This window comes from Fuerstiella sp., assembly GCA_022447225.1.
Taxonomy (GTDB): Bacteria; Planctomycetota; Planctomycetia; order Planctomycetales; family Planctomycetaceae; genus S139-18.
This window is the reverse complement of sequence record JAKVAZ010000002.1, coordinates 142,126-155,062: the sequence shown is the minus strand read 5'-3', so window position 1 is coordinate 155,062 and position 12,937 is coordinate 142,126. Positions and strand designations below refer to the sequence as shown.

The window sequence follows — 12,937 nt, the reverse complement described above, 5'->3', positions numbered from 1 at the left end:
GATTAAGACCATCAAGGAGCGACAGCAGTCGTCCGCCTGAGTTCAGTTTCGTGTAATAAACTCGTGCATATTAAAGACAGCACGTGTCACGGCTGTCCACGCCGCAAGCTCTGCCTCATCGATATCATCCGGAACGCGATACAACCCAACAGACACAGACTGTTTGGCCGCCTCAGACTGGTTTGTGTAGTGCTGACGCTGTGACTCCAGTAGAGACTGCAGAACCACAACTTCGTCCTGCCGGACAGACCGGGACAGCGCCCCCCGCATGATCCAGTCAAGACGCCCTGTGTCGGCTGGACCACCCTGACGAATCGCTCGCTCCGCGAAGACTCGGGCAGCCTCCACATAAGACGGATCGTTCAGCAACACCAGCGCGGCAAGCGGGGTATTGGATTGAGGACGTTCGGCCGTACATTCTTCCCGCGGAGGAGCATCAAATGATTTCATGGCCGGATGCAGGAACTGTCGCTGCCAGTGCGTGTACAGACCACGCCGGTACTGATTCGTACCGCTGTCCGACTGGTATTTGCGTGCCGGAAAATTCAAATGACGATACAGGCCCACCGGCTGATAAGGCTTGGCACTGCGTCCTCCAAGCCTGTGCACCAGCAGGCCACTGACACTCAGCGCGTTGTCACGCACGAACTCGGCATCCAGGCGGTAACGCGACTGACGGGCCAGCAGTCGGTTGTTGGGATCAAAATCCCGAAGATCATCCCTCATCAGCGATGACTGCTGATACGCTGCTGATGTGACCATCAACCGAATCATGTGTTTGATATCCCAGCCACTTTCCATGAATTCGACAGCCAGCGTGTCCAGCAGTTTCGGATACACGGGAGCTTCACCCTGTGATCCCACATCATCCAGGACTCGAGAGATTCCGGTTCCGTAAAACATCTTCCACAATCGATTCACGAAGACACGTGCGGTGAGTGGGTTACGTTCGGAGACCAGCCAGTTCGCCAGATCTAGCCGGGTCGATCGACCGACCGAATCGATCTGAGGCAGGAAGCCTGGCACCCCCGGTTGTACAACCTCGCCGCTCATATCCATCCAGTCACCCCGGCCGAGAACTCTCATCTCCCGGGGTTCGACGGCCACAGAAATCAGAGTTGTGCGAGTGTGTTTCTGCGTCAGTTCCCGTTGCTGATCCATCAGCTTCGCCAGCTGCTCGCGGGCCGAATCGAGCTGTGGCGCAATGGATCGAAAATGGGCGGCCAGGCGTGTGTGTTGTTCGGAAGTCCGTGACTCCACCGCAATCAGCAGAATGTCGCGAATGTCTAAAGGCTGTTTCATAATGGGATCGACCTGCAGTGGCTGCCGTGCCGTCGTCACCCACAGACGGAAACGTCCGATATTGAAGTCAGACGCCGCATCGTGATTCTGTTCGAGTCCAAACGTGAATTCCGGAGCCGAAAACGGCTCCTTCGTTTCCACAATCAGATTGTGAGCACGCCCGAACTGAGGCGCAACAGCCCAGCCCCAGTTACTGCCTTTTTCGTCCCCGTCAATCACACTGGCTGCATTCCACACTTTATAAGGATTCTGATCGGCATCGGTGGTTTGTTCAAAATCAGCCTGTGCGTTTTGAAGGGCAACCGGTGCCTCGTCAGTCCGGACACGAAGTTCACTTAATACAAAGTTACCGTCTTGGGACCGACCAGGTCCCGAATGGGGCAATGACTCATGTGGAAGGACTTCGAGACGAACTCCGGTGATTTCTTCCAGTGATGTTTTCACCACGACCGAATAAGTATTGCCGCTGCCGACAGGCCCCGATGAGACAATTGATCCGTCGTCCTGAATTGTGAGCTTACTCCCGTGCATCGCAGCAGCAGAAACGACCTCCACCTGTTGCCAGTTCGTTCGGGTTTTCAGCAAAGACTCCTCCCAGTCACGCTGAGCATCTGTGAGTTCAGCTGTGTGATCTGCAAGAACCCGGTTGAGTGTTTCAATCTGTTCATGAACTGGTCCGAGAAGAGTCGGCAGTTCATCGTCCGGAACTTTGATCGACGGTCCCCAGTTTCCGGTCTGAGCCAGTCCCTTTTCCTTGATGTCCGCAAAGAATGCAGCAAATCGATAAAAATCTTTGGTCGTGAATGGATCGAATTTATGATCGTGACATTCAGCGCAGCCAATCGTTGATCCCAGCCATACCGAACCGGCGGTACGTACACGATCGGCAGCATACTTAGCCAGATATTCCTTTGGCTGTACGCCACCTTCTGCCGACATCATTCCGAGTTTGTTGTACCCGGACGCCACCAGCTGATCCTGTGTCGGGTTCGGCAGCAAGTCTCCTCCGATTTGTTCCCGGGTGAACTGATCAAACGGCAGATTCGAATTAAAAGCATCAATGACATAATCACGGTACGGTGAGATACTGACATCCTGGTCGCCGTGGTAGCCAACGCTGTCCGCATAGCGGACCAAATCCAGCCAGTGAACCGCCATCCGTTCGCCAAACCGAGGTGACCGCAGCAGTTCATCGACCAACGTTGACCATGAATTCCGGTCGCCGGAATCCACAAATGCTTCCACCTGGTCAGCTGTCGGAGGCAGGCCGAGTAAATCGAATGAAAGCCGCCGAATCAGGATTCGTGGATCCGACCGGGGAGACGGTTCAATCCCTTCATTCTCGAGGCGGGCCTGAATGAACTGGTCAATCCAGTTGTGAACGTGATCACCAGACTTGACGACGGGTGGGATCGATCGCTGTGGGGAAGACCAGGCCCATTGATCAGACCAGACGGCTCCCTGCCGGACCCACGTCACCAGCAGTTGCTTTTGTTGGTGAGTCAGTTTTTTGCGATGAGTGGCAGGAGGCATGATTTCGTCCTGATCGTCGGAAAGTATCCGTCGAACCAGCTCACTTTCCTCTGGCTTACCCGGGACCAGAGCAAAGTGACCATCAATTTCAACCATCGCTTCATCACGAATGTCCAACCTCAACTCGCTTTCACGGGCCTGCTCATCCGGCCCGTGGCACGTATAACAGTTGTCCGAGAGAATCGGGCGGATATCCCGATCGAAATGGACTTTGACTTCGTCAGCTCGAACGAGGCTGGTTGTTAGCACACAAATCAGTGAGAGCAGGAAACATCGCATGAGATTATGTTGAGACATAGTGTGAGGATCGCTGGTCATGAACTGCGGTTTAATACATTGAACGCAAGAAATTCTATCAGGAATACGCAGGATTGTTTACAAGTCCACAGCGAGGTCAACAAAGGAAGACAAGGGATGTCTATGACAACTCAAGCGTTCCAGCCAGTCAAGGAAGCAGGACAATGGTGCATCGTTTTAGAGTCACCTCGGCAGCAAAACGGCGTCTTAGAATTCGATAGAGGTGAGATTTGGATGCGAAATACCTCAGGATGAACAGAATGTTCTAAAAGTGAAAGAGTCCACAAACGGGACAGCCAAGGTAACGGGCCCGAATAAATGTGACGTATCACCGCGTCCCCCGGACGGATGATTGGTATTCATACCGACCACGTGTCGAATATCAAACAGCAGAAAAGATCCGATCTGAAAGAAATCAGGGGTCTGCAGTACAGCAGTATTTGAAGTACCCATTCGCAAACCATGATCGCCCTCCGAATTGTCCCCTGGGCAGAATCTCCGCCTGAAAATGACACAGATGCAAAGAGGTCCGGATGAAGGCCTGACCGGCAATGCAGCAAATCCGGTCAGGCAATCACAGTGGGAGCACTTCAGAATTCAGCAGGATAAAACGAAACCAACTGGATTTTTTCACCAGGAAGCAGCAGCTGTAACCACAGGAACGCTTGCCCGTTCTATAATGAATCCCGGTTGTACGACGTCCCGATTCGTATGAACTGAACAGCTCAGAATAAACGAAGTTTTCCGGCTGTTGCAACAGGATCTGTACGAATGTATCAGAACTGGAGCCGGACTAATGAATCAAGTGAAACAACAAAACCTCAAAGCGATGGTCACTAGCATCGACAGCCATATGGACGCGGCAATCGAGTTACTGGCTCATCTTCACGAATCCGGGACAAACAAATCGGACGCAAACCGAATTCGCATGGCTGTTCTGTCGATTCACGCCGCAAACAACATAATCCATGACGTACTCGGCACCGACGCGGGTTCGATAAACTCAACAAAGCAAAGCGTTGAATCTTCCGGAGAAATACCGGCTCGTGATCCGGGTCAGGATAAACCAAAGTCTGAATCCAATCTGGACGTCGTGTCAGCCCATCAAAATCTCGAACGTCTGGTTTACAATGTCGGGCCACAGAGGACTGGCGATATCGTTACAGCTGGTCTGGCAACTGATCCCGATCAAGCAATGGGGTTGATGAGTCATCTTGTGCAGACTCACAAGGCAAGCTGGACATCAATTGGTGAAGCGAGGGCAATTGTTGCGGTGAGGTGACTCGTGTGGATCGCTCCATCCACCGAAATCGGTACATGTGAGGTAATCGAGTAACCAGGCCACAGTCCATAAACAGGCAGAATAATCGCGAACCAAACAGAGAGAGTTCGGATGACGGGGGGGAACCTTCGACCAGAGCACTGACACGGAAATAATCAGCTTTGACGAAGAATGCGTTCCCGACCCCACGTAGCACCTGCACCGTCGGCTCCAACCTGTTGTTTACTAAATCCTCCGGCAAACTTCATTGATTTGTGAATCCGCTCCTTTGAGCACGCGGTAACATCAACGTTATCAATGTGCTCAAACGCCCGGTCAGAATCCTGATCTGCTGTGACAACAATCTACAGAAAAACCGACACATCACCGTTACGGTCTGTGCTAAGACCGTTGTTCATACGGCATATCTTCTGCAATGTGGGGTCAGAGCATCATTAATCGCTGCTTGCGGGAAACCTCGATATCCAGGGTCCCGCTGCGTCAGAAGTTTAATGGCCCCAGGAAACACGACTGGCTGGTGCGCCGGCTTCCGGAGCCCTGCCGACAGAACGGAGACAGTTTTCTGTTGGAACCACTCTCGACCGAGACATTACCATACAGTTAAACCAAGCCGGTCCGTGAGAACGTCCTGATCAGCGGATATTTTTTTCACCAGTGCATAATATGCAGCAACCACGGTTCACAGTGCCGAATCACACGGCCGCATATTTGTGCATCGTCGCATTCTGCTTTGCACAAAAAATAAAGCGACTGAGATACTCAGTCGCTTTCGAACTTCATTGTCGGAAGGCAACATGATTCGGGTATCAACGGTGTTGCAGTGCAATATGCTGCATATGAAACAACCGGTAGAAATAACACCCCGGATCATCGAAACAACAACCAACATCAGTGACGCGGCCAGCGTCGGTCTGTAACATTTTTGCTGGCGCGCGACTGTCCGGCAATCGCCTCACTTTTTCTTTGACGCAGCAGATTTGGCCTTGGTCGACCGGGACGCAGTTGTTCGCTTCGTCGTCGCTCTCTTTGCTGATGAACTCTTACGTGCCGTAGTCTTTTTCGCAGCTCCGCTCTTTGCCTTCGTGGACCTGACAGCGGTTGATTTCTTAGCGGTACCTGACTTTTTGGCGGTCACCTTCTTAGCGGCAGCTGATTTCGCTTTAGGCGACTTGGCAGGCGTGGATTTTACAGCGCTCTTCTTCACCGCTGACTTTGCGGCAACCTTTCGCTTTGCTGTTCCACTTTTTGCCTTGGTCGACTTAGCTGCCGTCGCCCTTTTTGCGGTCGACCTGGCGGCACCGGACTTCGCCGCGCCCGACCTGGCTTTGGTAGACTTGGCTGCTGTTGAGCGTTTTGCTGTTGACTTCTTAGCAGCCGACTTTGTTCGAGAAGTGCTTTTGGTAGCCATTCTCGGCTCCTCCGTGAGACATAGTAGCACTCAGGTGTGAAGGGCGAATCGCTGTGCAAAATCTCCCCGCCCCAATAACACAAGTGCGGATTCCCCCGTTTCAGGACGGTCGTCCGCTTCTCGTAGTTTAGGCTGGTTTCGAAAAACGGGTCAATCGCAAATCATTAACCTGTAAAGGGTTGAGCATTCGAGCATCGCACTAAGTAACAACCCGCGTCTTCTCAGACGTCGAACGACAGTCTGACTCCTAAGAAATTCAGCTTTCTGAGGCACTGGGCTTTCAGACGGGCTCGTGGAACACTGGAATATCCTGGTGCAGTTTTGTTTCATCTATCTGTCAACACCTCACACAGACATCAGCTTGATCTATGTACACGTCGACGCTCGTCAATCAGCTCAAACCGTCCGCCACCATCGCTGCCGCAGCCAAAGCCCGGGAACTGCGGTCTCAAGGAGTGAATGTCCTCGAATTCACGCTCGGTGAGCCTGATTTCACAACGCCGCCACACGTATGTGAAGCCGCAAAAAAGGCCATCGAAGCCGGACACACACACTACACCGCCGCTACAGGAATTCCGGAACTGAAGCAGTCTGTCTGTGATGCATTCGAAAGGGACTATGGCATCACGTGGCTGCCCCAGGAAGTGGCCGTTTCCAATGGCGCCAAACATGCCATTCACAACGTATTGTCAGTTGTTTGTGAACCGGGTGATGAAGTCATCATTCCAACTCCATACTGGGTGAGCTACAGCGCCCTGGTAGAACTCGTCGGTGCTGTACCGGTACTGGTTGAAACCACTGAAGAGTCCGGGTTTTGTATGACGGCGGATCAGTTTCGCGGAGCTGTCACCGATAAAACCCGACTGCTGATGCTGAATAGTCCCGGAAATCCCACAGGGGCCGTGTATTCGGTCGATGGTCTCGAGTCACTGGCGCGAGTGGCCGTAGAGAAAGATGTCATCGTGATGTCCGATGAAATCTATGACAAACTCATCTACGAAGGCCACACGTTTCGTACATTTGCGTCTTTCGGAGACGACGTCAAAGATCGAACCATTATTGTCGGCGGGGTCAGTAAGGCATGGGCAATGACCGGATGGCGCATCGGCTGGACACTCGCTCCGCAAAACGTCACGGCCGCCATCACTCGACTGCAAAGTCAGCAGACATCCAATCCCTGCAGTATCAGTCAGCATGCTGCCATCGCAGCGTTAAATGGTCCGCAGGATGCTATCGGCGAAATGCTGCAGCAGTTTCAGGAACGTCGCGAATACGTGCTCAATCGTCTTCGATCGATGCCCGGTCTGAGTTTCGCGGATCCTGGCGGTGCATTCTATGCGTTTTTTAACGTCAGCAGCCATTTTGGACGCGAGTTACCAGGGGGTGTCAGTGTTGATAACAGTTCCGATTTCTGCACGGCTCTCCTGGATGAGGCCCATGTCGCCCTCGTTACCGGTGATGCATTCGGAGCCCCAGGCTACGTACGTCTATCGTTCGCGACCAGTATGGACATTATAAAATCCGGTCTGGATGCCCTTGAAGGATTCATCAGCAGCTAGCCACTGCAGGACAATGAGTGACCGAAATAGAATCAGGGACCTTGTCAGAGTCCTTGACTCTGACAAGGTCCCGATGGTTTGTTGTCATGTGGTACCCTGTCCGCGTCGACGACCGGTGGGAAACTGCGGTATCCGAATCCGAAGGTGAATGACCGATTGATCTGCTTTCACCGTTCAGCCTGGATAGAACCCTGAATATTCGTCAGGTGCCACTGTGGGAAGAAGTGGTTATGCTGTTGAAACTTAATCACGTCTGTGACATGTTCTCTCGCTTCGCCAGCGCATGACTCAACACTCCGATGACGACCAGCGAATGATCCGCCTGCAACAGGGCGATAGCCGTGCGTTCGACGAACTTGTAACAGAGTGGCAGGGACCCCTCTTTGGTTTTTTTTTGCGAAATACCCGCGATCGCACGCTGAGTGAAGATCTGGTCCAGGAAACCCTGCTCCGCCTGTACCGCGCTGCATGGGATTATCTGCCAACAGGACAGTTTCGTGGCTGGTTGTTTCGGATCGCCCGTAATCTGGTGATCGATCACACCCGACGCGCGTACAGAGATGCTCTGGTACGCCGAGTACACATCAAGTCCGATTCCGCTGATAGTAGCACAACGGACATTTTATCACTGCTGCCTGCTGAGATTGTCTCACCAGCCGATCGAGCCTCTCAGTCGGAACTGGGAGACATGGTTAACGATCTCCTGAACGAATTACCTGAAGAACAGCGAGAAACCTTTCATCTGCATCATTTTAATTCGCTAACTCTCTCGGAAATCGCTGATGCGATGCACACAACATTACCAACCGCCAAGAGTCGTCTGCGACTGGCCAAAGAAAAGCTAAAATACCAATTGTCGTGTCGCGGCTTCAGTGAAGGAACGACTTCAAAAATGACATGATCCATTTGTCCGGCCGCCACGTTGGGTCTGCATATGAAAGCAGGACCGGATCAGCGAGCGGACGGTCCCGGCGGAAGCATCAAATGATTAAATCTACCTGTATTTCGGACTGGTGTCTTCTTATCTGCCGCTGGCCCTGACATACGAACGGCAGGACGTCCCTGCCCTCACCCATCGTTTGTTGAGATTCAACTATGCCCTATTTCACGCGTCTGACCGATATCGTGACCTGCAGTCTGACAGAGATTCTGGACGGAGCCGAAAACCCCGAAATCACTCTGCGAGAAGTAATTCAGGAAATGGAACAGGGGTTATCAGGCGCTCAGCGAAGCGCTCAAACTGCCGACCGTAACCGAGTCCGAATTCAGCGAGATATCGATGAACACAATGCACAGATTGAACAATGGGTCAGTCGGGCCCGCCAGGCCCTGGAATCGGGTCGGGAAGATGATGCCCGGGACGCTCTGACCCGCAAAGTCGAATTGGAAGACCTTCTTAACGGACTCAGACCTGAACTCGATGCAGCAGCAAAAACGCATGAACATATGCTGCGAATTCAAAAAGCTCTGGAAGCGCGCCACAGTGAAGCGCTGCGACGAATGAACGATGTCACCGGTTCACCGGCTGGAATTCATCAGGAATCGGGAACAACTGTCCATGCGGTTGCCCGGTCACAACTGGCTCGACAACACGAGGTCGAAGCAGAACTCAAAGCACTCCGAAGACAGCTGGAAAACTGAGACTGCGTGAGAGAACTCCCGGGATGCAGAGATCCCGGGAAGACTGTGGCCGAAGCAAAGATCGGACAAAGAGGAGCCGGCATCACAACACCACAGCAATATCAGCTTCTGAATGATTCTCTTAAATTCACGCACAACGAGTGGCTCACATTGCTCCTTATCAGCGTCGTTCGCTGGTCGCACCTGTAAAAACAGCTGAGGATATCAATCATTTCCTGACCAGGAATGAAGAGCTGTCATGGCCCGGCGCATCTGCGTATGACATTGAACAATGTGACGACGCCTGCAGATGCAGGAAGAAGATATTGGAAAACAGGAAACCGCAGTGGTAGTGACCATTACCCATACGGATACGGGACGGCATTTCCTGCAGCCAGTACCGATTGTTGCGGATTTGAAGCAGACATGCTGCGGGCAGCCTGGCAGAAGAACACCATTTCGCGAAGCCGAACACTGACAGGTTTGAGTTTCCTGATTGCATACCACAATCACTCCAAATACAGTCGATTCGCACGGCAGGCAGCAGGAAAACACCCCAAACATCAACTCTCTGTGAATCAGACGAGTCCCGATTTACAAAGAATTCAGCCCGCAATTGCCGTAACGCACAAACAGAAACGAGACATCGCAGGCAACGAATGGAACGTCCGGCGGCGTCCGAGAATCTTCAGATCCCGCATATTAAGCAGGAGTCGTCCTAATGCTTCGGCCGTACGCGCAGGTACTGCTATGTTGTTTTTTATTTTCCGGAACATCCAGTCATGCGGAGAATCAGAAGGAATGTCGTCTGATAAATATTGGGTCCCGACGTGAGTTGTTTGTCGACCGACATTTGATCGACACAATGACAAACTGCCGTCTACAGCTGCATCAGCCTCGCAACGAAGGAATTGTGCTCCGCTTCGACAAACCTTATGAAGGCCCCTTTGCCGGCTACACAACCATTATTTGTGACGGGAATTTGCTGAGGATGTATTACCGAGGGACCTTCGAGACCTCTCAGGAAGGTGGTACAAAAGAGCACACGTGCTATGCCGAGTCCAAAGACGGGATCAACTGGACAAAACCAGAACTTGGTTTGTTTGAATTCAACGGCAGTACGGCCAACAACATTGTCCTGTCCGATCTGCCAGGCGTCACCCATAATTTCACTCCGTTTCTTGACACAAATCCTGACACCCCGGCCAGTGAACGCTTCAAGGGTGTCGGAGGGATCGATACAGGCCTGCACGCGCTTGTTTCAGCAGATGGGCTGCATTGGAAAAAAATGCAGGACAAAGCCTTTCTGTCATCGGTCGAAGTTCAACTTCGAAACACCCATCTGTTCGATTCACAGAATCTGGCCTTCTGGTCGGAATCGGAACAGTGTTATGTCTGTTACTTCCGTGTTTCGGACGGCTTTCGCAGAATCGGCCGCACGACCAGCACTGACTTTCGAACCTGGACACCCGCTGTTTTGATGAAGCAGATACATAATGACGGCCAGCACGGGCCGCATCCGGCACCGGAAGAACATCTATACACGAATCAGACTTCAGCTTACTTTCGGGCCCCACATCTGTATGTCGCGACAGCCGCCAGATTCTTTCCGGGAAGGCAGGTAGTTTCCAACAGGCAGGCGAAGAAACTTAACGTCAATCCTGGATACTATCAGGACACATCGGATTCAGTTTTCATGACATCACGAGGTGGTAATGTCTACGACCGCACTTTTCTGGAGGGATTTTTGAAGCCTGGGATTGGCCTGGGCAACTGGGTGTCTCGAGCCAACTATCCGGCGTTGAACGTCGTTCAAACCGGTCCGACTGAAATGTCACTGTACGTGAATCACCATTATGCCCAGCCGACGGCTCACCTGAAACGTTACAGTATGAGACTCGACGGCTTCGCCTCTGTACGCGCAACTGCAGTTGCCGGTGAATTTGTGACCAGACTGCTGACGTTCTCCGGTCGCTCACTCAGGATAAATTTCGCCACATCAGCTGCTGGTGATGTCCGTTTCGAACTGCAGGACTCATCCGGGAAGACTCTCCCTGGGTTTGCTCTGGACGACTGTACTGAAATCATTGGCAATGAAATCTCTCGTGTCGTTCACTGGAAGTCGGGCTCCGATTTGTCCGCACTGGCAGGACAGCCGCTGCGGTTAAAATGCAGCCTGAAAGATGCGGATCTGTTCGCCCTGCAATTTGGCAACTGAACGTCTACGATCCGTTCCACTCCCGCAACAGTGCTTCAATGCGTGCCTTGTTGAAGTCGCCCGGAACCGGATAGTCCTGGTTAGCAATCAAATCATCAATTGACAGTTGCCTGGACGAGATCCCGTCGGCCGGGATTTCAGCGTGAGCTGTCCATGCAATGGCGTTCAGTACGAGTTTGCGGAAATTGGCATTGCCCCAGTTCCAGTGGAAATGGCCACCCGTAAAACCAAATCCACGGCCACCATCCGGTCGTTCGTGCGCCCATGCCACGTGTTGTGGTTCCTGCCGCTGAAGCACAGCGGCTCTCACGTATTCATTGTTGCTGTGTGGACCATCTTTACGGATCAGCGAGTCAGCCGGAGGAAGATCGCTGAGAATCGGCGTGACACCGGTCAGCTCATTTACAAATCTCATGTGGTAATACCATTCATCACGAATCGTAAACGGCCTGACGCCTCGCGCAATCGGATGACGGGGCAGTCCGTCAAAACTGGCGGTCCAGTGCGGATTCACCGACCAGTGTGTTTCGAAGTATCCGCCGATCCAGTCTCGAACGGCATCCCCTGAATCCCCGATGGGAACCTCAACACCATAGTGAATACAGGCCATTCCTACTCCGCGATTCTGAATCTGATCCAGTCGTTCGAGATGTTGGTTGACCGGGTGTCCTGCGCCACCATCGGCGTAGATCACAATGGCGTCCGCATAGTCCAGGACTCTTTCATCTTTTGGCCAGCCATTGGTATAAACCCTGGCCTCGATATCAAGCTCGCTGTTGTTCAGAGCATGTGCCAGCAGCAGGCAGCCGGCACGGTGTTCGTGCGACCCGAATCCATGGCTGGGTGTCCCGGAAATCATGGCGACTCGTTTCGTTGCCGGCAGTTTCTTAAGGCGAATGTTACGAAACTGTACTTTCATCGGCTTACCAACATGAATCTGAAATGCGAGCACTCCCGACGCACGACGCTGTGTGAGGTCGTTGTCAACACATTCAGAGGTTTTGTGTCCGTTGATGTAATGTCTGAATCGGTATCCACTGGCTTCAATGCGGTAGCTGTTCCAGTCGTCTTTGCGGATTTTTTTCTGCAGCTCAGCACTGTCGGCAAATTGCTGCACAACTGTTTTTACAAATTTCCCTCTGCGTTCTGTCAGTTCTGTTGACTGTCCTCGTTCGGCCAGAATGCCTCGATATCGTTCTCCGTATAAAATGCCCGAGTACGTGTCGCCGGCTTCGAAGTCAGCCTGATAACCGCCAATCCCCCATTTCGAATCCGGGATTTCAAAGCTGCGGTACTGAATACCCGAATTAGCGGAACCGGGATCGGTGGTACCAATGATGCGGTACTCAAGTTCGAGCTCGAAGTTGTCGACATCACCCCCGCGCCAGATGATAAAGCTGTTTCGTTTCAGACTGATTTCCGGTGTTGTTTCACCGGTGATCGCTCCATCTTCGACTGACCACAGCCGAGGATCTCCATCCCAGCCGCTGAGTGTTTTGCCGTCAAATAGATTTTGCCATTCGTCGTCGGCACGAGTAGCCGATGCAAAGCAGCCGGCAACGGCAAGCACGTGAAGAATCAACAGACGGGTACAAAACTTCATAACAATCAATCTCCAGACGGAATCTCGACAAAAAGGACTAAGTGTTCGGAAACATCTCCCCGCAACAACAGCCGGCTGATTCTGGCAACAGTTATTAGTCAGGTATACGGCCCGT

Annotated in this window: 8 protein-coding genes; 6 read left to right on the top strand and 2 right to left on the bottom strand. The window is 52.4% G+C overall.

Features of this window, described 5'->3' with window-relative positions; all coding sequences use genetic code 11:
• Positions 1-42: 42 nt before the first annotated feature.
• Entirely contained in the window at positions 43-3,132 is a 3,090-nt protein-coding gene (locus MK110_02825; protein MCH2210208.1) for a PSD1 and planctomycete cytochrome C domain-containing protein, read from the bottom strand.
• Between the two features lie 796 nt (positions 3,133-3,928).
• Here MK110_02825 and MK110_02820 point away from each other — a divergent pair.
• The 6 genes from MK110_02820 to MK110_02795 all read left to right on the top strand — a co-directional run bounded on the left by MK110_02820 (position 3,929) and on the right by MK110_02795 (position 11,219).
• Positions 3,929-4,414 carry a hypothetical protein gene (locus MK110_02820; protein ID MCH2210207.1) on the top strand — a complete coding sequence of 162 codons (486 nt, stop codon included), beginning with the start codon at positions 3,929-3,931 and terminating at the stop codon, positions 4,412-4,414.
• Positions 4,415-5,397: 983 nt separating this feature from the next.
• On the top strand, positions 5,398-5,862 hold the full coding sequence (locus tag MK110_02815; GenBank protein ID MCH2210206.1) for a hypothetical protein: 465 nt from the start codon (positions 5,398-5,400) through the stop codon (positions 5,860-5,862).
• 328 nt (positions 5,863-6,190) lie between these two features.
• Entirely contained in the window at positions 6,191-7,381 is a 1,191-nt protein-coding gene (locus tag MK110_02810; GenBank protein MCH2210205.1) for a pyridoxal phosphate-dependent aminotransferase, read from the top strand.
• Between the two features lie 283 nt (positions 7,382-7,664).
• On the top strand, positions 7,665-8,282 hold the full coding sequence (locus MK110_02805; protein ID MCH2210204.1) for a sigma-70 family RNA polymerase sigma factor: 618 nt from the start codon (positions 7,665-7,667) through the stop codon (positions 8,280-8,282).
• Between the two features lie 194 nt (positions 8,283-8,476).
• Positions 8,477-9,022 (top strand): PspA/IM30 family protein, encoded by a 546-nt coding sequence (locus MK110_02800; GenBank protein ID MCH2210203.1) that lies wholly within the window; start codon positions 8,477-8,479, stop codon positions 9,020-9,022.
• A 700-nt stretch (positions 9,023-9,722) separates the two neighbouring features.
• Positions 9,723-11,219 carry a hypothetical protein gene (locus MK110_02795; GenBank protein ID MCH2210202.1) on the top strand — a complete coding sequence of 499 codons (1,497 nt, stop codon included), beginning with the start codon at positions 9,723-9,725 and terminating at the stop codon, positions 11,217-11,219.
• Between the two features lie 4 nt (positions 11,220-11,223).
• Here the strand turns inward: MK110_02795 and MK110_02790 are convergent, their stop codons facing one another.
• Positions 11,224-12,822 (bottom strand): DUF1080 domain-containing protein, encoded by a 1,599-nt coding sequence (locus MK110_02790; GenBank protein MCH2210201.1) that lies wholly within the window; start codon positions 12,820-12,822, stop codon positions 11,224-11,226.
• Positions 12,823-12,937: the final 115 nt, after the last annotated feature.